The 23,028-nt window shown below is 49.2% G+C and carries 19 protein-coding genes; 8 read left to right on the top strand and 11 right to left on the bottom strand.

The features are described from left to right. Window positions 1–71: 71 nt before the first annotated feature. Window positions 72–983 (bottom strand): glycosyltransferase family protein, encoded by a 912-nt coding sequence (locus HPS54_RS01825; RefSeq protein WP_172343773.1) that lies wholly within the window; start codon window positions 981–983, stop codon window positions 72–74. Between the two features lie 493 nt (window positions 984–1,476). On the opposite strand from HPS54_RS01825, the gene HPS54_RS01820 reads away from it, so the two are divergent. Genes HPS54_RS01820 through HPS54_RS01790 form a run of 7 tightly spaced genes read left to right on the top strand, consistent with a single transcriptional unit; the run spans window position 1,477 to window position 11,162 of the window. Then, window positions 1,477–2,316: a calycin-like domain-containing protein gene (locus tag HPS54_RS01820; protein WP_172343772.1), complete on the top strand. Its 840-nt coding sequence runs from the start codon at window positions 1,477–1,479 to the stop codon at window positions 2,314–2,316. Between the two features lie 13 nt (window positions 2,317–2,329). Continuing rightward, complete coding sequence (locus HPS54_RS01815) at window positions 2,330–3,016, top strand: HmuY family protein (protein WP_172343771.1); 687 nt, start codon at window positions 2,330–2,332, stop codon at window positions 3,014–3,016. A gap of 16 nt (window positions 3,017–3,032) precedes the next feature. Further along, window positions 3,033–5,165, top strand: coding sequence for a TonB-dependent receptor (locus HPS54_RS01810; protein ID WP_172343769.1), 2,133 nt, complete (start codon window positions 3,033–3,035; stop codon window positions 5,163–5,165). Window positions 5,166–5,183: 18 nt separating this feature from the next. Continuing rightward, window positions 5,184–9,539 (top strand): cobaltochelatase subunit CobN, encoded by a 4,356-nt coding sequence (locus HPS54_RS01805; RefSeq protein ID WP_420907306.1) that lies wholly within the window; start codon window positions 5,184–5,186, stop codon window positions 9,537–9,539. Next, window positions 9,527–10,243 carry a hypothetical protein gene (locus HPS54_RS01800; RefSeq protein ID WP_172343766.1) on the top strand — a complete coding sequence of 239 codons (717 nt, stop codon included), beginning with the start codon at window positions 9,527–9,529 and terminating at the stop codon, window positions 10,241–10,243. The genes HPS54_RS01805 and HPS54_RS01800 overlap by 13 nt, the downstream gene beginning before the upstream one ends. Next, window positions 10,240–10,839, top strand: coding sequence for a MotA/TolQ/ExbB proton channel family protein (locus HPS54_RS01795; protein WP_172343765.1), 600 nt, complete (start codon window positions 10,240–10,242; stop codon window positions 10,837–10,839). Before HPS54_RS01800 ends, HPS54_RS01795 begins: the two co-directional genes overlap by 4 nt. Then, the gene (locus tag HPS54_RS01790; protein WP_172343764.1) at window positions 10,836–11,162 is read left to right on the top strand and encodes a DUF2149 domain-containing protein; all 327 of its coding nucleotides are present in this window, start codon (window positions 10,836–10,838) and stop codon (window positions 11,160–11,162) included. The genes HPS54_RS01795 and HPS54_RS01790 overlap by 4 nt, the downstream gene beginning before the upstream one ends. A gap of 348 nt (window positions 11,163–11,510) precedes the next feature. Here the strand turns inward: HPS54_RS01790 and HPS54_RS01785 are convergent, their stop codons facing one another. The 10 genes from HPS54_RS01785 to HPS54_RS01740 all read right to left on the bottom strand — a co-directional run bounded on the left by HPS54_RS01785 (window position 11,511) and on the right by HPS54_RS01740 (window position 22,621). Beyond that, window positions 11,511–12,104 (bottom strand): hypothetical protein, encoded by a 594-nt coding sequence (locus HPS54_RS01785; protein WP_172343763.1) that lies wholly within the window; start codon window positions 12,102–12,104, stop codon window positions 11,511–11,513. Then, window positions 12,101–12,784: a hypothetical protein gene (locus HPS54_RS01780; RefSeq protein WP_172343762.1), complete on the bottom strand. Its 684-nt coding sequence runs from the start codon at window positions 12,782–12,784 to the stop codon at window positions 12,101–12,103. Before HPS54_RS01780 ends, HPS54_RS01785 begins: the two co-directional genes overlap by 4 nt. Window positions 12,785–12,873: 89 nt before the next feature. After that, entirely contained in the window at window positions 12,874–13,437 is a 564-nt protein-coding gene (locus HPS54_RS01775) for a Crp/Fnr family transcriptional regulator (protein ID WP_172343761.1), read from the bottom strand. A gap of 49 nt (window positions 13,438–13,486) precedes the next feature. Then, entirely contained in the window at window positions 13,487–14,299 is an 813-nt protein-coding gene (locus HPS54_RS01770) for a carboxylesterase family protein (protein ID WP_172343760.1), read from the bottom strand. Continuing rightward, window positions 14,296–15,876, bottom strand: a complete 1,581-nt coding sequence (locus HPS54_RS01765) for a PQQ-binding-like beta-propeller repeat protein (protein ID WP_172343759.1) — start codon at window positions 15,874–15,876, stop codon at window positions 14,296–14,298. The genes HPS54_RS01770 and HPS54_RS01765 overlap by 4 nt, the downstream gene beginning before the upstream one ends. A 13-nt stretch (window positions 15,877–15,889) precedes the next feature. Further along, the gene (locus HPS54_RS01760) at window positions 15,890–17,368 is read right to left on the bottom strand and encodes a DHHW family protein (RefSeq protein WP_172343757.1); all 1,479 of its coding nucleotides are present in this window, start codon (window positions 17,366–17,368) and stop codon (window positions 15,890–15,892) included. A gap of 11 nt (window positions 17,369–17,379) precedes the next feature. Then, window positions 17,380–18,459 (bottom strand): DHHW family protein, encoded by a 1,080-nt coding sequence (locus HPS54_RS01755; protein WP_172343756.1) that lies wholly within the window; start codon window positions 18,457–18,459, stop codon window positions 17,380–17,382. Between the two features lie 12 nt (window positions 18,460–18,471). Further along, a complete protein-coding gene (locus tag HPS54_RS01750) occupies window positions 18,472–19,920 on the bottom strand; it encodes an MBOAT family O-acyltransferase (RefSeq protein ID WP_172343755.1) in 1,449 nt (482 codons plus the stop codon). Window positions 19,921–19,969: 49 nt separating this feature from the next. Next, entirely contained in the window at window positions 19,970–20,800 is an 831-nt protein-coding gene (locus HPS54_RS01745) for an SGNH/GDSL hydrolase family protein (RefSeq protein WP_172343754.1), read from the bottom strand. A gap of 1,608 nt (window positions 20,801–22,408) precedes the next feature. Further along, on the bottom strand, window positions 22,409–22,621 hold the full coding sequence (locus HPS54_RS01740; protein ID WP_172343753.1) for a hypothetical protein: 213 nt from the start codon (window positions 22,619–22,621) through the stop codon (window positions 22,409–22,411). A gap of 28 nt (window positions 22,622–22,649) precedes the next feature. On the opposite strand from HPS54_RS01740, the gene HPS54_RS01735 reads away from it, so the two are divergent. Further along, window positions 22,650–23,028 (top strand): 4Fe-4S cluster-binding domain-containing protein (locus tag HPS54_RS01735; protein WP_172343751.1); only part of this gene is annotated, 379 nt, incomplete at its 3' end.

Raw genomic sequence — 23,028 nt, 5'->3', positions numbered from 1 at the left:
CCGCAAGCCCCTGCCACATTTATATTGTTCACTTAAAAATACATGCAAAAAACCTTCGTAGGCATCTGCCGTTAAAACAAACGTTCCGGATAAACGCCCTCTGCCACAAGTGCGCTGATACGGTCTACCACGCCCTGACGGTCGGCAGCATACGTAACGCCGAACCATTTGCTTGTAGTGTCAAGCACTTTCACGGTTGCCGTCTTCTCGTTTATCAGTTTGTTTACCATAAGCGGGATAAAGAACTCCGCCTTAAAGTTTGTCTTTGTCTCCGGAGCAGACAAGAATTCCTTGAAATATGCTTCGCTATGTGCAAAGTAATCAGGCGTAAATCCCCATACGTTCATCGACACCGGCGTGTTGTCTTCCACTGCTACCCACTCGCCGTTCTCGTCCTTGTACGACACCTTTCCGTCCACTCTCATTATCTCCGTGCGCTCAACCACGGTGGTAAGGTTTCCGTCCTCGTCCGTAGAACATATACCGCGCGCCACTGTTCCGTTGTCAGAAAGTGTATTACCCACGCGGAAACCCACCATGGCATATCTGTTTGTACTTCCTTCGGGAAGTTCAGCAAGAAACTTACCTATCGCCATAAAGGCGTCGCGGTTGTAGAAGTCATCGCAGTTTATCACACAGAACGGTTCGTTCACCACGTCCTTTGCCATAAGCACTGCATGGTTGGTGCCCCACGGCTTTACACGTCCTTCGGGACAGCTGAAGCCCTCCGGAAGCGCATCAAGGCTTTGGAAACACAGTTCAAGAGGCACATGTCCCTCATATTTGTCAAGCACTTTGATGCGGAAGTCTTCTTCAAAGTCCTTGCGGATAATGAATACAATCTTGCCGAAACCCGCCTTTATGGCATCATAGATGGAATAGTCCATTATCGTCTCACCATTAGGTCCCAGTCCGTCAAGCTGCTTCAAACCGCCGTAACGGCTGCCCATGCCGGCAGCCAGTAATATAAGAGTTGGTTTCATCGTTATATTTTTTAATATTAATCGCCACAAAATTAATTCTTTTTCACGAGATTGCCGAACATTTAATACCTTTATTTATAAGACCGGATATAACCTCTGCCACATCACAACATAACCTTGCTTGAAACCATGAATTATCCCCCGTTTTTCAAGAGGTGCCCTTTTGCGTTCTAAAAGGGCACCTCTTGGACGCTAAAACGCCGTCTTTCAGAATGCAAAAGGGCACCTCTTGGAAAGCAATACGTAACATACGGATAATCAACATGTTACAACTTGGTATATGAACAAGGCTTTTTTACCTGAAAATTATGACAAGAGGCATTGAAAACCGTGGACATCCGGCTGTCGTGATGGTTATTTGTAAGTATTTTTCATTCATGTAATACAAATTTATTTTACCAAATTTTAAGTATTGCAGATGAACTGCCGCACTTATAACTTTGCATCCTGCAATTTACAAACAAACATCAGAACAACAACAAACATTTAAATCATGAAATTGAAAAGTATCTTTATGCTGGCTGTCATGACCCTGTGCATGATGTCATGCAGCAACGATGAAAACAGTGAAGACATGAACTATGGCAAGGAAATAGCAAAGGTCTATAACGGATACACAAAATCCACCGCACAGTATTTCCCCGACGGCATGTATGCAACAGGCGAAAAACTGGAAATCACACGTGAAGGAGACAACAAGGTAAACATCGGCTACGTATCCGAGACATTCGGCACATTTGAAATAAAGAATGCCACCGTGTCCAAGAACGGGGCGACATATAAGGTCGAAGGCACAGGCACAACGATAATGGGCATGAACGGAACCGGAAAGAGTTACGAATGTAGTCTGAGTGCGGAAGTAAGCGCATCGGGAAGCACATTCAGGTTTACAGTACCGGCGGTGATGGGTGGCATGACCGTTGATTTCATCGAAGGCGACGCGCCCGCAAACGTTATGGTGACAGGAAGCTATGAAGGCATGGCAAAAGCCGTGGCACAATACTTTCCGCAAGGCATGACAAGCGAGAACCAGACGGTGACGGTCAAGGTGGCGGACAACGGGAAGGTGAACATATCATACACTTCGGACACATGGGGAACATTCACCATAAATGATGCGACAGTGACCATGAACGGAGACATATATACCATAGAGGGTGCGGGAAGCTGCTTAATGGGCATGTCCGAAGAGAGCAAGAAGGAATATCCATGCACATTGAAAGCAAGTATCGACAGTGAGAAGAACTCACCGGAGTTTGTATTCAGCGTTCCGTCGGTCATGGGCGGTCTCACAATAACGTGGTCTCCTGCAAGTGCGTCGGCATCCAACTAAGCAAGGAAACGGCATGAAACGAAAATCTATATTTACAGCGTTATTGACGGGAGTGGCATTATTGTCACTCTCATCATGCAACGGTATGTTGGACGATATATACGATATTCCTCAAGAAAGCACGCCAGACGGATACGGTTTCCTGCCGTCAGGCGACGCCACGGCATCGGGTAAAGTGTGCATCGACGCCACGGACTACAAGAAGTGGACCTATATCGACTTCCGCAACAAGGTGTGCCACACCACCGAAATAGGAGAAGACAGCACCGACGCAGCGCCCGCGGAATGGGACATTGCCGTGCACCGCTACGACACGAAGACAAACGGAGCGTCGGTATGCGAAACGGATGAAAACGTCTTGGGCAAGCCGCTGCCAGCAGGAGCGGTGTTTGCGGAAGACGTATACACCACCGACCGCATTGCAACGGACATGTCGGGAATGATGGACGGCAACATCCTGTATGCGTCGTCATACTACAACGAGGTGTTGTCGAGGTGGCTTGATGTGGACACAAGCAACATGCCGCCTGCCTACACACTGTCCGGGAGGGTATATATAGTAAAGCTGAAAGACGGCAGGCACATTGGTCTTAAATTGTCGGACTTTATGAATCCGGCAGGCATAAAAGGTCACATGACCATCGATTATTACATATATCCGCAGGCGGAACAAGGCATACTAATAATGAACAATCCATGATAAAAAGCGAAAAGACATGCAGACTATATTAAGAAAGGTATTCATTGCGCTCCTTGTCATGACCGCCTCTGCCGTTTCCGCCCAAAGGACGGTAAACGGAACCGTTACCGACGGGAGAGGAACACCGCTCATCGGCGCGTCGGTTTCGCTGAAACACAGACCGCACACGGGAACAACCACCGACACAAAAGGACATTATACATTAGTGATACCGGCAGGTGAAGACCCCACACTGCAAGTATCGTACATCGGATACATACCACGCACGGGCAAGCCTTCGATAAAGACAAACCGGCTTGACTTGGCGTTAAACGAGGACGAGACAGGACTACAGACCGTCGTAATCACCGGGACAAGGACACCAAAGCTGCTGAAAGACGCGCCGATAGTGACGAAGGTCATTTCCGCCGACCGCATAAAGAAGACCGATGCAACCCACATCGGCGAACTGCTACAGGCAGAAATACCCGGCATAGAGTTCTCATACGCAATGGACCAGCAGGTTACACTAAACATGCAGGGCTTCGGCGGCAACTCGGTATTGTTTCTCCAGGACGGCGAGAGGATAGCGGGCGAGACCCTCGACAACATAGACTACAACCGACTTAACATGGACAATGTAGAAAGGATAGAGATTGTCAAAGGGGCGGCATCGTCACTATACGGTTCGAACGCCGTCGGCGGAGTGGTGAATGTGATAACACGCGATGCCACGGAGCCGTGGACAGCCAACCTGAACGCACGCATAGGGGCGCACAACAATCAGAGATACGGCGGTTCGTTCAGTTTCAAGTCAGGCAAGTTCAACAGCCTTACGAACATACAGCACACACACGCGGACGCCATAGACCTTGGTCGCGACGGCGACTACTCCACCGTTTTCGGAAGCAAGACATGGAATATAAAGGAACGGCTTACGTTCAACGCGACCGACAGACTGAACTTTACGGGACGTGCAGGATATTATTTTCGCGAACGCGACAAGTCTGCCGACACCAGAAACCGTTACCGCAGTTTCAGCGGCGGCATAAAGGGAAGATATTCGTTTGCCGGCGGAAAGGACGACATAGAGGTGGCGTACTCTTTCGACCAGTATGACAAAAGCGACCTTATAACGTCAAGCCGCAACGACATACGCGACTACAGCAACGTGCAGAACAGTCTGCGGGCGCTCTACAATCACAAGACAGGTAGGAAAAACGTGCTTACCGTAGGCGGAGACTACATGCGCGACTATCTCATGTCATACCAGTTTGAGAACAACGGCAGCAAGCGGCAGTACACCTGCGACGCTTTCGCACAGGCGGACTTGCATGTCACCGACAAGCTGAGCGCTATAGCCGGACTGCGCTACGATTACTATTCGGAGGCACGGGCAAACAACTTGTCGTCCAAGCTCGGCATGATGTACAAGGTCGGCAACTGCTCGTTACGGGGTTCATACTCGGGCGGTTTCCGCGCACCTACACTCAAAGAGATGTACATGAGTTTCGACATGGCAAGCATATTCATGATTTACGGCAACGAAAACCTTAAACCGGAAAGAAGCCACAACTTCTCACTCTTGGCAGAATACATAAAGGGACGGTGCAGCGTAACCGTGACAGGATATTATAATAAGGTGGACAACCGCATCACAACGGCATGGAACAAGGCGCTCAACGGCATGCAATACGTAAACATGGCGCCGTTGAAGATATCCGGTTTCGACGTCAACGCACAGGTGAAATATCCTTGCGGATTCGGTGCAAGCGCATCATACGCCTACACACACGAACACATAAAGGCAGGCGAACCGCTTACATCGAGCACCCGTCCGCACACGGCGACGGCACGGATAGAGTACGACCGGCAATGGAAAAGCTACGGCTTCTGCATCACTCTGAGCGGAAGGTTCCTGTCAGGCGTCACCACCGACGAGTATACAAGCGTGTCATCGTATGAGGAAACATCGAGACAGAGGTATCCGGGATATGCAATGTGGAAACTGAGCCTTGCGCAACGGATTGCCAAAGGCGTCAATATCACACTGGCGGCGGACAATCTCTTGAACTACAGACCGTCGTATTATTACAACAACTCACCGTCCACAACCGGCACGACACTCGCCGCCGGTATATCGGTGGATATCGATAAAATATTCAAATAGCTTATGACAAGACTGAAAATAAACAAGAAAAAGGCTGTTGCAGCCGTATCGGCATTAACCGTGCTGCTTGCTCTCGCCGTGGCATGGAGCCAATGGGCGTCAACGACACGCATAGCATTCGTAAACTACCAGATTATCAATCTCGGGCAGATATCAAAGGCAAACACAAACTCATTCATAAAGATAAGCGAGCTTGACACCGATAATCTTGACGAGATAGGCTCTTACGACATGGTCTTCATCAACGGTATGGGACTGCGCATAACCGCCGAACAGAGGGAGCTGATAAAGGATGCCGCCGGAAACGGACTTCCGGTGCTTACCACAGCCGCCACCAATCCGGACAACGACATCACGTCGGTAGACTCCGTACAGGCGGAAGAGATGAAGGAATATCTGCAAAACGGGGGAAGGAAGAACTACCGTAGTCTGTTGAACTATGTACGCAGGTTCGTTGACGGGAAGAGGCTGTTTGCCGACGCGCCCGATGCTGCCATAGAGAAAGCAAGCGGACTGCTTTATCACTACAACATGGAGAACAAGGACGAGGAGGATGTGTTCTTCAACTCGGTATCCGAATATCATGCTTATCTGAAAAAGCACCGTCTTATAAAAGCCGGTGCCCCGCAGATAATAGTAACAGGACAGATGGGTGAGCCTGCAGACCTTGTCAAAAGACTTGAAGAGACAGGCAACATGGTATACTGCGTAAGCTCGATGCGCAAGTTCATAAATGACGGTCATGCAGACTCCATACATACCGCCGCCGTAATCAACATGGCACACGGGCGTATGGGCGACTATATGGTGGATTTTCTTACGGCAAACAACATTCCGCTGTTCTCACCGCTTAACGTGAACAGGCTCACCGAAGAGTGGGAAGCGGACAAGATGGGAATGAGCGGCGGTTTCATGTCGCAGAGCATAGTGACTCCCGAGATAGACGGGGCGATACGCCCGTTTGCATTATTCGGCAATTACAAAGACGGGGAGGGCTTGCAGCATACATACGCAATACCCGAACGCCTTGAGACATTCGTGCAGACGGTCAACAACTATGTGGCATTAAAGCATAAGCCTAACAGCCGGAAGCGTGTGGCGATATACTACTATAAGGGTCCGGGACAGAACGCCCTGACGGCAAGCGGCATGGAGGTCGTGCCGTCGTTGTTCAACCTTCTGAAACGCATGAAGCGTGAGGGCTACAACGTGGACGGGCTTCCGGAAACCGCCGAAGAACTGGGAAAGATGCTCCAAAAGCACGGTCCGGTTTTCAATACTTACGCCGAGGGAGCATCGGGACGCTTTATAAAGAACGGGAAACCGGAACTGATAAGCAAAGAGCAATATGACAAGTGGACGAAAACGGCGCTGCGCCCCGACATGTATAATGAGGTAATAAAAGTCAACGGAGAATTTCCGGGCAAATACATGGTAAGCGAAGACGGCCGTCTCGCCGTATCCGGACTTCGTCTCGGCAACATCGTGCTGTTGCCTCAGCCTGCGGCAGGCAGCGGAGACAACGCGTTCAAGATTGTCCACGGCACCGACGCAGCGCCTCCCCACACATATATCGCATCATACTTGTGGGCACGCTTCGGGTTCAATGCCGATGCCATGATACACTTCGGAACGCACGGAAGCCTTGAATACACACCGCGCAAGCAGGTGGCGCTGAGCAGCAACGACTGGTCGGACAGACTCGTCGGTTCTCTGCCCCACTTCTACATATATACAATCAACAACGTGGGCGAAGCCATGATAGCCAAGAGGCGTTCATACGCAGGCATCCAGTCGCACATAACTCCTCCGTTTATGGAAAGCAACGTGAGGGGAATATACCGCAAACTGACCGAGAGCATAAAGATATACAACAACCTTCTGCCCTCCAACGGCGGCAAAGGAGACAGGCAGGCTATTGCCCGAGCCGCCGTGGCAGTAAAGAAAATAACGCTACAGTTAGGCATACACCGCGACCTCGGGCTTGACAGCATCGCCGGAAAGCCGTATACGGAGGATGAGATACAGCGCATAGAGAACTTCGGGGAGGAGCTTGCGTCCGAGAAAATAACAGGGGCACTATATATAATAGGTGTTCCATACGATGCGGAACGGATTGTATCGAGTGTCTATTCCATGGCAACGGAACCGATCGCGTACGGTCTTCTCGCACTCGACAAGATGCGCGGACGTGCCAACGTGCAGACAGAGAAGCACCGCATGTTGTTCAACCGCACATACATAGAGCCTGCAAAGGCTGTTGTGGGCAGGCTCCTTGCCAATCCGACACTTGCCACGGACGCCTTTATCTGCAAGACGGCAGGCATTACGGAGGCTCAGCTGGCAAAGGCACGGGAAATAGATGCCGAGCGCAACGCTCCGAAAGGCATGGCTGCAATGATGGCAATGGCTGAGGAAATGGAAACGGGAACGGTTCACAAAAAGATGAAAGGCATGAAGCCGACGGGCGGTAAAGGAATGAAGCCGACAGGCGGTAAAGGCATGTCGTCCGACAAGGCGCTCGCCATGGCAAGAATGATGGGAGCAAGCAAAGAGCAGCTGAAGAAGATGGAGGCTGCCATGAAAAGGGGCAAAGGGAACGGCATGCTAAAGAAGAATGCCGGCGGCATGGCGGCAATGATGAAGCCGCGAAAGAAATACAGCAAGGATGAAATAGACATGGCTACGGCAATAATGGAGGTGGAGCGCACGCTGAAAAACGTCGGGAAATACCGCAAAGCGCTCGTGGAAAGTCCCGAACGGGAACTTGCATCGATGATAAATGCGCTGAACGGAGGATACACGCCACCGTCTGCCGGCGGCGATCCGATTGTAAATCCGAACACTTTGCCTACCGGAAGGAACCTTTTTGCTATAAACGCGGAAGAGACTCCCACCGAGGCGGCATGGGAAAAAGGCAGGCAACTTGCCGACAACACAATTGCCATGTACCGCAAAAACCACAACGACTCGCTGCCGCGCAAAGTAAGCTATACACTGTGGAGCAGCGAATTTATAGAGACGGGAGGCGCCACAATAGCACAGGTGCTGTACATGCTCGGCGTGGAACCGGTGCGCGACGCTTTCGGACGTGTGACAGATCTGCGCCTTATCCCGTCGCAACAGCTCGGGCGTCCGCGCATAGACGTTGTAGTGCAAACAAGCGGACAGTTGCGCGACATTGCCGCGTCGAGATTGTTCCTCATCAACCGTGCCGTGGAAATGGCAGCGGCGGCAGGCAATGAGAGATATGACAACCTTGTGGCGCAAAGCGTTACGGAGGCTGAAAAGATTCTTACAGCGAAAGGGCTGACACCGAAAGAAGCACGCGAGATGTCGACATTCCGCGTATTCGGAGGCGTGAACGGTAACTACGGAACGGGGATAACCGGGATGGTTCAGGCGGGCGACCGCTGGGAGAAAGAGAGCGAGATAGCTGATGTATATCTCAACAACATGGGTGCTTTCTACGGTAGTGAAAAGGACTGGGAGGCGACAAGGCAGCATGTTCTTGAGGCGGCACTGACAAATACCGACGCCGTGGTGCAGCCAAGGCAAAGCAACACGTGGGGAGCGCTGAGCCTTGACCATGTATATGAGTTCATGGGAGGGCTGAACCTTGCCGTACGCAACGTTACCGGAAAGGATCCGGACGCATATCTGAGCGACTACAGGAACCGCAACAACGCACGCATGCAGGACGTAAAGGAGGCTATAGGCGTGGAGAGCCGCACAACGATTTTCAATCCGGAGTATATAAAAGAAAGGATGAAAGGCGGGGCAAGCAGCGCCGAGACATTTGCGGAGGTGGTGCGCAACACTTACGGATGGAACGTCATGAAGCCGAAAGCCGTGGACAAACAGATGTGGGACAATATATATAATGTGTATGTAAAGGACAAGTTCGACATAGGAGTACGGAAGTATTTCGAGAGCAACAATCCTGCCGCACTGGAGGAAATCACCGCCGTCATGCTGGAAAGCGCACGCAAGGGACTGTGGAAAGCAAGTGCCGGACAGGTTGCGGACATAGCCAGACTGCACACGGACCTGGTAAACAAGTACAAGCCGTCGTGCTCGGGTTTTGTGTGCGACAATGCCAAACTGCGCCAATACATCGCATCGAAGACAAGCCCTGCCGCTGCCGAACAGTACAACAGGAACATCAGGGAAATACGCGAAGCCGACATGGGCGACGGCAAAAAGGGAACTGTGATGAAGAAAGAGGAAATGAACGATGCAACGGAAAAGAAGACAGGCGCAGTTAACGGTGCAGCCGTTGCCGTGGCAACAGTTGTCGCCATTGCAGGCATACTTATACTGATAGTGCAACGACGCAGAAGAAACAATGGCAAACAGACATGGAAACGGTAGTTATCATACTTATGGTGACAGTCTGCCTGAGCTTCATGCTCAAGCAGGCTGCACGAAAGTTCCGCTCCGTATGTACGACCGCTGTCGTGTGCGGCATATTCACAGGAACGATGTGGCAGTACGCCATAGAGCAGTCGAGGACACAGATTGCGGACTGGCTCGCCGACACCGGACTGATGCTCGACATAGCGGTGGTGCTCAGCATAGAGGTGATCATACAGATGGCATACTGCATGCTGGCAGCCCACATGCTTACGGCAGGCGGCATAAAAAAGCGCACGCTGCGGATGTACCGTGCCCTCCGCTGGTTTCCGGGCATACTTATATTCCCCGTGTTGTTCAGTCTGCTGGTATTCACCATATTCTCATTGCCCGGCGCGGACTTCAAGCTCGTGGCATGGAGCCTCGGCATGATAATAGCAATAACAATACCGGTAGGCTCGCGGGCGATGAGGACATTAATCCCTGAAAAAGAACTGCGGTTGGAGCTGTTGTTCCTCCTGAATGCGTTTACAGCCATACTCGGCGTCATCGCGACAGTAAACGGGAGGACATCCGTCGAGGCTGAAGGGGATGTGGACTGGAGCGCTTTCTGTGGGTTCGCGATACTTCTGGCTATTGGGATAATTGCCGGAATGACCGCAAGGAGACTTAGAATAAAAAGACAATCGATAAACAAACATAAATCAATATTAAAGCTATGAACTATATTTCTGACATTCTTTATTGGATATCGACGGGACTTCTGGTTCCTGTCATCGTGTTGTTGATAATGCTTTTCGGTAGGGCATTGCTGCTGATAGGCAGTTTCTTCGGGCAGTATCTGTCAATTCGCCGTACCGGTGCCATGCTGCACGACCTGCTCGACGGGCTTACACCCGACGAAATAGAGACTTTAGCCGGACGGTTGCCCGAGAACAACACATCACCGGTAGTAAGGCACATACGCATGATATTGGAGAGAAAAGAAAGCCATGCACACGTACAACGCCTGCTTGCCGGCTTTGAAATCACGGCAGACAAGGATCTCGACACGTCGAAGACACTTACAAAGATGGGACCCATGCTGGGGCTTATGGGAACGCTGATCCCTATGGGACCGGCACTGGTGGGACTGGCAAGCGGAGACATCGCTTCAATGGCATACAACATGCAGGTGGCATTTGCCACGACTGTCGTAGGACTGTTCTCCGGCGCGGTGGGCTTCATAACACAGCAAGTTAAAAAGCGCTGGTATCTCCGGGACATGACAAACCTGGACTTTATAGCCGAACTTATAAACGAACAGAAGAGCAAATGAGACGTAATTTACTGAAAACCGAGGAAGACAACGACCCGATGAGCGTTGTCGGCAACCTGTTCGACGTTGCCATGGTCTTTGCCGTAGCCCTTATGGTTGCGCTCGTGACGCGATATAACATGACGGAAATGTTCAGTCAGGACGATTTCACCATGGTGAAAAATCCCGGCAAAGATAACATGGAAATAATAACAAAGGAGGGACAAAAGATAAACCGCTACACGCCGTCAGAAAACCAGGATAAAAAGAATGGGGCAAAGGGCAAGAAAGTAGGCATTGCCTATGAACTGGACAACGGAGAGATAATATACGTGCCGGAATGACCGAGTGACAAACAACGTGTATAAGAGATACAAAGCTATTGCATATGAGATACGAATCTATCGCATATGAGATGCAAATCTATCGCATATGAGATGCAAATCTATCGCATATGAGATACAAATCTATCGCATATGAGATAGAAACGTAACGCATATGAGATACAAATCTATCGCATATGAGATAGAAACGTAACGCATATGAGATACAAATCTATCGCATATGAGATAGAAACCTATCGCATATTTTTAAGGATGCCATGCAATGTCCTTACATATCAGATACAAGTCCGGAGGTAATAAAAACGCCTGAATCACGTTGACTTAGTATCTCGACACGGCTTTTAACCGTTAATAAAAGAAACCGAACGACAGCATAGGAGCGACATTCCACCTGCCGCCGACAAAGATAGCATCGACCGAAGGCGTCAGCGTCCAACGTCCGAAACGTGCGTCAAATCCCACGCCGGCGACAAACGCAAGCCCTTTCCGGTTGTCTTCACATCCGAGAGTGACGGAACCGTCGTCGGCATCGGACGGCATATAATCGTCATACCGGGAAGACCTTACACCATACCCGGCAAGCGCCTTGACATAAAGGGCGTATCGTTTGCCCGCATCCTGAAAGACATCATAGCCGGCACCTGCCGCAGCCAACAAACAGTCGCGCTCGTCATGAACGGCAAACGGTTTGCCTTTCTGCATGACAGTCTTGTCGCCTTCGTGAGTGCCCCAATGCCCCATAAGCTCGCAGAACATTCGCCCGGACGTATAAAATCTCACACTTACGCCCAACGAAAAGCCCTCGGCGGAATAGGCATCCGGCATCCGTTCATATCCCGCACCGATGCTATAAAGCGCGGAACCGTCCTTGGAAAACTCCTGTGCCGAAAGACTTTGCAGGCATGACAGCGCAAGCAGCAGTCCTATAAAGCGTCTTTTCATCTTCGTCCGGGAGTATATTGCTCGGTAATAGACTTGAAGTCGAACGCGTCTATCTCCTTGTCGGCAATCTTCTTACACAACACTGCGTCATCCTCAAGATATGCCTGCCACTGTTTCCGCATGAATGATCGCCCGGAGATACTCCTGCCGATAAGTATCGGGCAGTCGTCGCCACGACGTTGTATGCAGTATTGTATGCCTTCGTCCGAACTGTAGGTGATAACCAGCGCGCCGTCTTTTGAAAGGCTGTACGAATGGCCATAGGCTGTTATAAGCAGGTGGTCGCCCGCATTGTCAAGCACCTGCCATCTCTTGAACGTGCGGTATTTCTGCACGCCTTTCTTCTTGTACGGCATCTTGAAGTCCATATACACCAGCATCTGCTGCTTTTCGGGATGTCCTTTCCGCGCCAGTTTCATATACTCTATCGTCTCGCTCTTTATCTTCATTCTGCCCTCATCGGTCTTTATGCTTATCGTTTTGGAGCCTGAAGGAAGATTTGACGAACGCTGTCCGCCGATACGTCCCGTTATCAACCGGTTGTCATTGGTCTTTATTTCCGTGTCGTAATATGTCGTACCGGCTATCACCGCCTCGGCTATCTGACAAGAACCGAGCATAAACAAGCAGCATACCGCCATGGCGGCAATGGCTGAAAAGAGAAATCTTTGATGTTTCATAGCGTTAAATGTTTGTACAACCGCAAATTTATACCATATAAACAAAACAACCCTCAACAAATGTTGAGAGTTGCACGTACCATCGAATATTATCCGCCAAACGTCAGTTCCCTACGTATTCGGCTAAGGTGCGTCGGCGTTATACACAGATAGGAAGACATCTCCTTCAAGGAAATATGATTCAATATGTCCGGGCAACGTTTCAACAGTGCCATATAACGTTCCTTAGGCGACTTTGTATGAAGGTCGAGATACTGCATATAAGCATGACGGAACAGTCCTATTGCAAAGGCACGGAATTCATCCGGGTTTTCAATGAACAGGCGTTTTATTGTCTGTAAATCACACGCCATCACATCGGCAGTCGTCGCCGCCGTGATGTCCGCGCCGACACTGTCAGCCCCGACGGTACTCAGGAAATCGCCGACAATGCCGCCGCCGAACACAAAGCCCGTGACATGAGCGTTTCCGTCATTATCCGTAACGGTATATTTAAAGTATCCTTTCACCACAACACCCATGAACTTTATCTTTCCGCCACGGCGTACAACGACTTCGCCTTTGTCGAAATGCCTGATCGTGCCTTCCCTGAGACAGTATTCACGCAGAAACTCCATGTCGGCGTATTGTTCGTATTGATTGAATGACTTCATACTTTTCCGTGTACATTATTATATATAACAAGTTCGATGTACGTCTCCGTCAATCGTCTATCACTTCAGGATCGGGAACTTCCGGCGACATGTCCTGATATGCCTTCGACAGGTCGGCATTGGTTATCGAGAACCAACGGCTCACCGGTCTTCCTTTATCCGTAAGCGAATGGGAGAACAGCCAGTCGTATGTCTTTCTCATGTAGAATATGCGCGCCAATGCTCCGTGCGACGCCCCTTTAAGCCAGTCGAAACGCAGACGCGTGTCAAGTCCATTGCCCTGAAGATTGGAAACAACCACTTGCGACTGCTTTACGGATATGGCACGGTCGGCGGTACCATGCAGTATCCAAAGAGGAAGTCGCCCCAATCCCTCCTGATTCTTAAGCGTACATCCTCCGCAAAGCGCCATCGCTGCCGCCACTTTCTCGGGATAAGTACCGGCAAAGTCCATAGTACCATAACCGCCAAGGCTCATGCCCAACACGTAAACACGCGTAGAGTCTACCGGATATTTACTCTTTGTCCATTCAAGCACATCGTTTATCTTCTTGGGATTCCACGCTCCTCCCGGATTTTGAGGCACGATGACAAGAGCCGGTATCTGCCTTCCCTTTACAATGGCATCCAACGGACCGTAGCGGCGCACCCTGTTGAGATTTCTGCCGCAAAGGCTCGCACCGTGCAGGAATATCACTACAGGCGTGGACTCCATGGTATAATAATAGTCCTCGGGAGTATAGATCCAGAAGTCATAGCCTCCGGGAATGACATTGCGGTTGGCTATAAGAAAATCATACTGCGCCGACATTCGTACGACAGAGACAACAAGCAGTGCCGCTATAAGTATTATCCGTTTCATCTTACTGTAAATTTATATATTGCCGTTCCACGGGAACCGACAACGATTGAATTGCCCACAACCACCGGCGACGACTCGAAGTTGTTGGCTACGTGTTTCTTGAAAATCACCTCTCCGGTCTTTCCCCTAACAAGATATATGCTGCCCGAGGCATCGCCTGTGAAGATATACATCTCTCCTTTCTCGTTACGGAGCGACACCGGCGACGACCATGCGAAGTAGTCAAGCGGCACGGTGTATATTATCCTACCGTCGGACGTGCTCAACGCCGTCAGTTCTCCGAGCTTCTTTCCTGCCTTGTTACGGCATATATTCGCAAAAACCATGCCTTTGCAGTCGCCGCTGCCAAGTAAAGGAGTGGCATACATTCCGCCGTCGAGCGTCTTGTCGGGAAGAACAAAGCGTGTGCATCGTATCGGTTGCTCCCATACTACGTTGCCGTTAAGGGCATCGAGCTTTATAAAACGGCAGAAACCTTCGTTGCCCTGCTTGTCTACCTCGCAGGCAGTATAAAGGTAAGGGTGCCCGTTCTCTACGCGGCAAACGGGTGTGCCGTCGGAGTCGTCGAGATTCTTGCAGTGCCACACCGGTCTCATCGTATTAAGGTTTATACATATTATATTGCCCCTGTTGTCCGAGAAAAAGCCGTAGTTGCGATATACGCACAGGCTCGACTCTATGCCCGGAGCCATGCCCTCGGCTCTGTAACGTGCCACGGCGGCAAGACTGAGCCGTCCCTGTTCGCGGCGGAACTTATAAACGGAACCGTTCTCTCCCGCCCAGAAAAGATAACCTCCGGCAACTATGGGAGACGAATCGAAGGCATTCCAGCCGCGCCGGGCTTTCGGGTCGCGGGTGAATATCTGCGTGCGCTCGTGTTTAAGAAGGTCGAAGACCAGACTTCCGAACGGTTCGTCGTGCGGCACGCCCTGCCCCACATAAAGGTTCTTGAACTCCGGGTCGAGCGACATAGTACCCTTTATGACGTTGCCCGAAGCATAGTGCCGGCGCGAAGGCTTGCCCGTATTGAAGTCGATGAAATATACATTGCCGCACAACGAGCCTACCATTATCTCCTCTCCCGTAAATCCCCGGGCAAGAGCATGCCCGTTCTTGGCAAACATGGATATGTCGGCGGCACTCCATTTTACATACAGAGGCTGTCCCGTCCAGCCTGTTCCGCCGCCCCATGTTCCGTATTTTGTAGGGCGCGAATCGTATTCCGTATTAAACACCCATGCCGTTTCCACAGTTGTCGGAGTGCCTTTTATCGTTCTTCCGAAGTCGGCATTGCGCATAAGAGTCTTGCGGAACGTGCGTACTCCACCCGCTTTCTCATAAGCATCATCCACATATTGCAGCGTCTGCGAGAGCGAGTCGGCATATTCCGTGCACCATTCAAGACCTTCTGCCGACGCATAGCAGGTGTCGGGAAGGAACAGTTCTTCAAGTGTCGGGGCGCGGTGTGCTGCCGAATCGACAGCTGCGGGTTCTCCCCCACCGCTCTTGCCATTGCCCGTTCTGCCGCAACAAACAGCAAAAAGGGCAAACGACAATACGATAATAATATTTTTCATGGTCATAAAGTTATCATTTCTCTTCTTTCTTTTCCGCCTCTTCACTTACATTGTCAACCGCAGGTTCCGGCTTTTTATGGATTGCATGGTGTGCCACAGTGTCTTTACGCTCATGCGCGGCATGTGTGTGTTCGTCCTTCACCTCGTCCTTGGGAGCCATTGCGCCGTGCCTTTGCGTAAGATAATGAACGTATTTCTTGCATACGGCACCGGAATAGGCGTTGAATATGTTGTTGGCAAACAGTATGTCGGTTATCTTGTTTTCCCTTACATAGTCAACCATATTCTTTGTAAAATAGCGTGCGTCTACAACATGTATCTCTTCAAACGAAAAGAAGAGATAGCCGGGAATGGCATTACCGAAACTGTCTTTCAGTATCATCACGCGCCGTCCGTTCTTTGTGGAAGTACGCACCTGGGTTATCTTTGTGTCACCTCCCATGAACGTACAATACGCACCGCTGTGTCCGTCGCGGTATTTGAAGAAATATATGCTCTTCTGAGGTTTCTGCTCTCCCGTCACCTGATAGTGGCTGTTTATGGTATAGTTGATATACGTGGTGGTGTACTGTACGCCGCGCGGAACGTAATATACAAAATCTTCCGGGGCGTTCTTCAACGACGCATCCTTTGAATATCCGTACATGCTGCCCACATAATTGCGCACCACCTTGCGGTCGTAGTGCTTCAAATCCTTGAAAGGCACACCGGCAACCTTGGCAAACTTGTATGCCGCATAGTATGCGCCGAGGGGTGCCCAATGGTGATCGGTGCGAAGATATATGTCTTCCGCGGCATGCTCTCCCAATATAGTATAGATGTCCACCGCCTTAACGTCGGGACGCAGATGTGCATGTATGTTGTTGATGGTAGCCTGCTGGCTGTTCGTACATTTACGGGCTTTCTCCGGACAATAATATTCCGCCGCCGTAGGGATAACCATACAGTAAACATTCACTTTGTTGCCAAACGTCTCCTTGTATTTGTTGGCTGCCCCGGCATACGACACGCCGCCCTTAGAACCTCCGCCGTATGCCATAAGGGCACGCACCTTATCGCCTGTCCCCACTACGATTATGCCGGCATTGGCAATCTTTGCATTCTCGTTGGCAGTAAGCTCGTTATGGTATTCGTCCACGTTCCTGTTGGCAATGGCATCCTTGTCTGTCTCCGTCTCCTGTACGGCGGCAGGCGCGTCGGCACTTGCATGAAAGGTGACATTGTCTTCGGACATCGTAAGACGTATCATGTCCTTTATCTGCATGCTGCACGACATAAGGTCGTCTCTGAAAGGTTCGCTGTCGCTGAACCATGAAGACACATCGCGTGTGAAACTTCCGTCAAAGAGTTTCTCGAACGAGAATTCCGGAAACGAAGCCAATTCGCGCTTCTCTAATTCAGAGTATGTACTGCGGGGAAACGTATCGAAGACCACAGTGAACGTAATGAATACCGCGGCAATCAATAATATATATATCTTGTTTCTTGTCATAACGTTTTTGTTTAATCAGTGTCTTTTGTAAGATAATGGTTGTACGAGTTGCTTGTACGCAATGAACAGGCATGCCCTATGTTATTGGCAAACAGTATGTCGGTAATACCGTTGGCGCCGATATAATCCTTTATGTTCTTTGTAAAATAGCGGCAGTCCACCACATGTATCTCCTCGAACGAATGGAAGAGATATCCGGGCAGTGCGTTGCCGAAACTATCCTTAAGCACAAGAAGCCGCCTTCCGTTCCGGGTAGATGTCCTTACGACGGTAAGGTTTGTGTCGCCTCCCATAAAGGTGCAATATGCGGCACTGCTCCCGTCGGCGTATGTACGGAAGAAAGGTTTCTCGACAGGGGCTGTCTCAGACACCACACGCCGCCGGCTCCTGTCCAAGGTATAGGCGATGGAAGTGGTGGTATATTCCACATCGCGCGGCGTGTAATAGATGAATTCTTCGGGAGCGTGTTTTACGGAAATGTCTTTTGAAAAGCGGTACATTGTACCGACAAAGTTTCTTATGACGTGACTGTCATAATTTCCGAGTGTACGAAACGGTACGCCGGCAATGCGGGCAAACTCTTCTGCTGCATAATATGCGCCCAACGGCAGCCAATGGTGGTCGGTACGGGCATATATGTTCTCGGCGACATGGTTGCCAAGCGCAGTATACACATCCACAGCACGCACGCGTTGGGACAGATGTTCATAAATTCCGTTTATCACGGGAAGCTCATCTCTTGTCCACGTCCGCGCCGTGTCCGGACAGTAATATTCGACGGCAGTGGGTATCACCATACAATAAATCCGTATGCTGTCTCCGAACGTTTCATCATATCTGTTCACGGCATCGGCATAGTGCATGCATCCTCCCGGCACACCGCAAAAGGGTTCGAGAGCTCTTACACTGTCTCCACGACCAGAAATGATAATACCCGTAGGCGACTTGTGAGCCGGCAGACACGCCGTCACTGTATCCGTATATCTTCTTGCCGTATGCCGCCCCTGTGTACCGGCAAAGGAATTAAGGAGCGATACCGACAGTAGGAAAATAACAACGGGCAGTAATATGTATGTGCGTATATTTCTCATAAGACCGTATTTTCAGAAACGTGTATAGATAAATGCGTTGTTTGTGGCTCCCACCAAGAGCGCTACACTGAGGGAAAGCAAGACCACTGACACAGTCACTCTGGCTGTAAAAACACACATGCCATGGACGTTATCATTCCAACTTGTAATCCGGCATAAAACATTAGAGGCTGCACGTCTTACCGGCATACAGAAAAGAATGGCTGCCGTCCATAGCCAGAAATTGTCCAATATGGCACTTTCAGACACGAAGTCGGTGAATACGGGTGCATTTCCAATATAGGCATTGAAGAACTTCTTCATTTTGTCGAAGTCGTCATAATAGAATATTCCCCAGCCCGTAACAAAAATAACAATGCTGTAAATATGCAGGAACAGTGCAGGAACTTTTTCACGCACACGCAAAATTGTCTTCTTCTCTATCATAAGTATCACGCCGAAGAACACTCCCCAGATAATAAAATTCCAGCTTGCACCATGCCACATACCGGTCAGAAACCACACAGTCATTATGTTGACAGTCTGGTGACGACGGTTGCCGCCCATGGGTATATATACGTAATCGCGGAAGAAACTTCCCAACGACATGTGCCAGCGGCGCCAGAAATCGGTTATTGACTTGCAGCAATAAGGGTGGTTGAAGTTCTCGTTGAAATGAAATCCGAGGCAACGTCCCATGCCGATAGCCATATCCGAATAGCCGGAGAAATCAAAGTATATCTGAAGTGTGAATGCCGCTATACCGATCCATGCGCCTGTAGTGGAGAGCGAGCCAAGACCGTTTACAAGGAACTGGTCGGCTATCTCGGAAAGCTGATTGGCAATAATTACTTTCTTTCCAAGCCCTATAAAGAAACGGTATGAACCGTCGGCAAAGTCGTTTACAGACACACGGCGGTTGTGTATCTCGTCCGCCACCGTGCCATACCTGACGATAGGTCCGGCAATAAGCTGCGGAAACATGGAGATATAAAGCAACAATCCGGTGAAACGGCGCTGTACGGGAGACTCCTTACGGTAAACGTCTATAAGATAGGATATGGACTGGAATGTGTAGAAACTTATGCCTATGGGCAATGATATTTTGGGAACAGAGACTTCAACGCCGACATCTGCCAGCACAGATGCAAAGAAACCGAGATATTTGAACGTTCCGAGTATTGCTATATTGCATATAAGTCCCACGGTCAGAGCCGCCTTACGCCTGCCTCCCTCGCAGCAGTTTATGCTCAGACCGGCAATATAATTGATAAAGACACATGCCAGCATGAGAAACACATACACCGGTTCTCCCCATGCGTAGAATATCAGCGAGAAGATGACAAGCATGGAGTTGCGGGCGTTGTTGCTGCGTTCAGTTTCGGTAGAGAGCAGTTTGTTGTCGACAAAAGCCGCCAACAAATAACAAAGCATGAATGTCGGAATGAATTCAAAGAGAAAGAATAAATCTGAGAAAACCATTATTAATATCCTAAAAGTATGTACTACAATAACCGCGCAAAGGGCATACCTACATCTGAAGCATGGCACTGACGCGGTTGGCTATATAACATCCGTTACGCCTTGCGCCGTCTTCACTCGTGTGAGTGCCGTCGATGGTATATCTTGCCGATTTCTTCTCACGGATATAATAGACGCAACTCTCGCGATCCTGCCTTATCACGCCAAGTCCCATGCGATGCGCACAGCCCTCTATTATGTCGCCTGCACGGCGTATTCCGTCTGTCCCGGCAGCAACAGACTGCATGGGTGTGAGCAGGATGATCTGTGCATCGGGGAAACGTTCCATCAGCATCTCGCAACAATAACGCACCGAACCGGCAAGTGTCCTTATGTCTGAAGCCTTGCGACCGGTTATAAATCCGCCGTCATACTCAAAGGCATTATCTGCCGTCTTTGAGAAGACACCGGGTCGCGAGGTACTGAACCAAGCATCGTTTGTGCCGGCGGCAATAAGTATAAGGTTTGGTTCGACATGCCTTTTGGCGTCACAGTCTTCCTTTAGCCTGTTTACTTGATTATATATCACATTGTTGTCACTCAATTTTTCCGTATACTCTTTTGTGTTGTATGTAGTCCGCACCGTATTGGTCCACGTTGCACCGCTCCTTGCATAGCTGCGGCATGTGGCGGGAGCAAACTTGTCACGGAACCACTTGCTCCAACCTTGGGGACGGTCACATGCGTCACCGCCGATAGAAGTGTTGGAGTCTCCGAGTATCACCACATTCATATTGCTATTTGCCTGCACCGCAGATATGCCGGCATGTTGCGCCCGTATACCCGTATTACAGGTATATAGCAACAGCCACGACAGCATGAAGGTAATCATCCTAACCATAGTTTTGTTTTTGACAATCGTCAACTTGCTTAATGCCACGACACTTATAGACAAGTTTTTGAATGAGAGTGCAAAAATAAGAAACTTTTGTCAAACCGTGCATGTATTGCCGATAGTTTTGTTTGAACCGCCTGTTTTTTAATACTTTCTGTATGTAAAAGGCGATAAAAAGGGTGATTTTTATCAATAAAGACCAATAACCGGCATGCCAAACAGCGGATTTGATATGCCATGGATGCACAAATCAGATTGTAACGATTTTTATCTTTTCTCATTACTTTATGATTTTACGCAACTCTCTGACACTGCAATATTCAGAAACAGAAGCACAATTTGCCGGAAAAACGCGAAAATACATGTGCAGGAACAACTCTCAACATATCAACTTATTATACAAGAAACAGCAAAAGTGTGCATTATACGGAACGAAAAACAACATGTTTTGGGTGCTAAAACAGGCATCTTTAGGATCTAAAGATGGCATATAAATAAGCTGAAAGAGGCATCTTTAATGGCTAAAGTTACGCACTTTGCAGCCAAAAGTGCGTAACTTCAGAATTATAAGCCGCCTTTTCTACGCTCTGAAGGCGCTTTCTATACATCCCAAACATCTAAAACAAGATTTTTGAGTGACATTTTTCGATTGGCAAAATGACAGAACATACACACACAACAGAGCAATGTGTCAAAATCAGAATACGGATATATTAAGAACCAAGACGGTTAAGTGTGTCGAAATACGTAGACATACATGCGCGAGTTCGGGATAAGAAATTCGTTATAAAAGTTGGTAATCATCACTTATTATTATTTGTAAGTTATTGTGTTTCAAATATAAAGTTACAAAATATTTGCGAGATTACCAACTTTTATAACGAATTTCTTATCCCGAACTCACTCTAATTTATTTTCTTTTTTTATGTATTTATAAAATAATTCATTATTTTTGCATCGATTTCCGAAGTCTCATGCTTCGTAAGGCACGACGGACGTGTCCGCCATAGCCCCTCATAAAAGTTTGAGTACTTTCTCACGCCGGGCTTAGGGACGGTTTAAATACCGTACTGACGCGGTAAAGGGTGGGACGGAAGTCGCTATATATAGAAGGCGTTTGCTAAGCGCTTTGTTCTTGACACTCTGAAATTCTCGCAAAATTTCTTGAAATAGTCAGAACATGGCAACGGTAGATGCTCATGGGATGTTTTTATAGGCATCCTTATATCCGTATATCATGCCTTTATTGTATATATTATAATAAGGTGTGCGATGTTAGGAATATAGGGATAATTATATAAACTCATCGGCGTGGGTTTCGCGTTGCTCGTTCAACTATTTCGGGCAATGCGAGAAGCCTCAGAGTGTGGGACGGGCAACAGGCACGGATCTCCACGCTTTTTTGTATAGTTTCATCAATAAATCTTTTATTTACACCGAAACTGGGAGGTCGATAGGTATCTATTCTAATTCTTATGAAAGGGAAGAAAGAAAAGGAGGAACTCCAGTCTCGGAGAGAGTTCTTCAAAAAAGCAGCCAAAGGCGCATTGCCCATTCTTGGCGCTATCGTCCTGGCTGGTACACCTGCTATTGTGAAGGCTGCGGAAGAATCTCCTATGGGATGCCGTTATGGTTGTAGCACAAGTTGCCTCGGGAATTGTAGAGGTTCATGTTACACAACTTGCAATGCTTCTTGCCAAGGCTCATGTCGCGGAACATGTATGACTCATTGCAGCGGAACCTGTACGGGAACGTGCGCGTATGACTGCGGTCATAGTTCTCGTTAAACAAACCGGATATGGGATAGGGTATGATAACCGCTGTCATGCCTTATTCCATCTGTTAATTTACTTTTATGAAGAACTTAAAAACGAAGTCCTCCGAATGGAGCGGAGGGCTTGCGAAGAGCATCACGTTCATCGTGACGAAGGACTGCCAGCTTGCCTGCAAGTACTGTTACCTTGTGGGCAAGAACACGAAAGAGCGCATGTCGTGGGAGGTGGCAAAACAAGCCATCGACTACATTCTGGAACATGAGGACGAGTTCAACGAGGAAAGTGTCATCTGGGACTTCATCGGCGGCGAGCCGTTCCTCGAAATAGATCTTATAGACAAGATATGCGATTATCTGAAGACGGAGATGTACAGACTGAACCACCACTGGTTCAACTCCTACCGCTTCTCCTTCTCCACCAACGGCATCAACTACCACACGGAGAAGGTACAGAATTTCA

The sequence above is a fragment of the Xylanibacter caecicola genome (genome assembly GCF_013166515.1).
GTDB lineage: Bacteria > Bacteroidota > Bacteroidia > Bacteroidales > Bacteroidaceae > Prevotella > Prevotella caecicola.
The sequence above is the reverse complement of the archived record's forward strand: the minus strand, read 5'-3'. Positions and strand labels throughout refer to the sequence as shown.

Excerpts from the sequence above, each read along its gene's own strand:
- HPS54_RS01825 (WP_172343773.1), bottom strand. The coding sequence starts at position 983 with ATGAAACCAACTCTTATATTACTGGCTGCCGGCATGGGCAGCCGTTAC.
- HPS54_RS01820 (WP_172343772.1), top strand. The coding sequence starts at position 1,477 with ATGAAATTGAAAAGTATCTTTATGCTGGCTGTCATGACCCTGTGCATG.
- HPS54_RS01815 (WP_172343771.1), top strand. The coding sequence starts at position 2,330 with ATGAAACGAAAATCTATATTTACAGCGTTATTGACGGGAGTGGCATTA.
- HPS54_RS01810 (WP_172343769.1), top strand. The coding sequence starts at position 3,033 with ATGCAGACTATATTAAGAAAGGTATTCATTGCGCTCCTTGTCATGACC.
- HPS54_RS01800 (WP_172343766.1), top strand. The coding sequence starts at position 9,527 with ATGGAAACGGTAGTTATCATACTTATGGTGACAGTCTGCCTGAGCTTC.
- HPS54_RS01795 (WP_172343765.1), top strand. The coding sequence starts at position 10,240 with ATGAACTATATTTCTGACATTCTTTATTGGATATCGACGGGACTTCTG.
- HPS54_RS01790 (WP_172343764.1), top strand. The coding sequence starts at position 10,836 with ATGAGACGTAATTTACTGAAAACCGAGGAAGACAACGACCCGATGAGC.
- HPS54_RS01785 (WP_172343763.1), bottom strand. The coding sequence starts at position 12,104 with ATGAAAAGACGCTTTATAGGACTGCTGCTTGCGCTGTCATGCCTGCAA.
- HPS54_RS01780 (WP_172343762.1), bottom strand. The coding sequence starts at position 12,784 with ATGAAACATCAAAGATTTCTCTTTTCAGCCATTGCCGCCATGGCGGTA.
- HPS54_RS01775 (WP_172343761.1), bottom strand. The coding sequence starts at position 13,437 with ATGAAGTCATTCAATCAATACGAACAATACGCCGACATGGAGTTTCTG.
- HPS54_RS01770 (WP_172343760.1), bottom strand. The coding sequence starts at position 14,299 with ATGAAACGGATAATACTTATAGCGGCACTGCTTGTTGTCTCTGTCGTA.
- HPS54_RS01765 (WP_172343759.1), bottom strand. The coding sequence starts at position 15,876 with ATGAAAAATATTATTATCGTATTGTCGTTTGCCCTTTTTGCTGTTTGT.
- HPS54_RS01760 (WP_172343757.1), bottom strand. The coding sequence starts at position 17,368 with ATGACAAGAAACAAGATATATATATTATTGATTGCCGCGGTATTCATT.
- HPS54_RS01755 (WP_172343756.1), bottom strand. The coding sequence starts at position 18,459 with ATGAGAAATATACGCACATACATATTACTGCCCGTTGTTATTTTCCTA.
- HPS54_RS01750 (WP_172343755.1), bottom strand. The coding sequence starts at position 19,920 with ATGGTTTTCTCAGATTTATTCTTTCTCTTTGAATTCATTCCGACATTC.
- HPS54_RS01745 (WP_172343754.1), bottom strand. The coding sequence starts at position 20,800 with ATGGTTAGGATGATTACCTTCATGCTGTCGTGGCTGTTGCTATATACC.
- HPS54_RS01740 (WP_172343753.1), bottom strand. The coding sequence starts at position 22,621 with ATGACAGCGGTTATCATACCCTATCCCATATCCGGTTTGTTTAACGAG.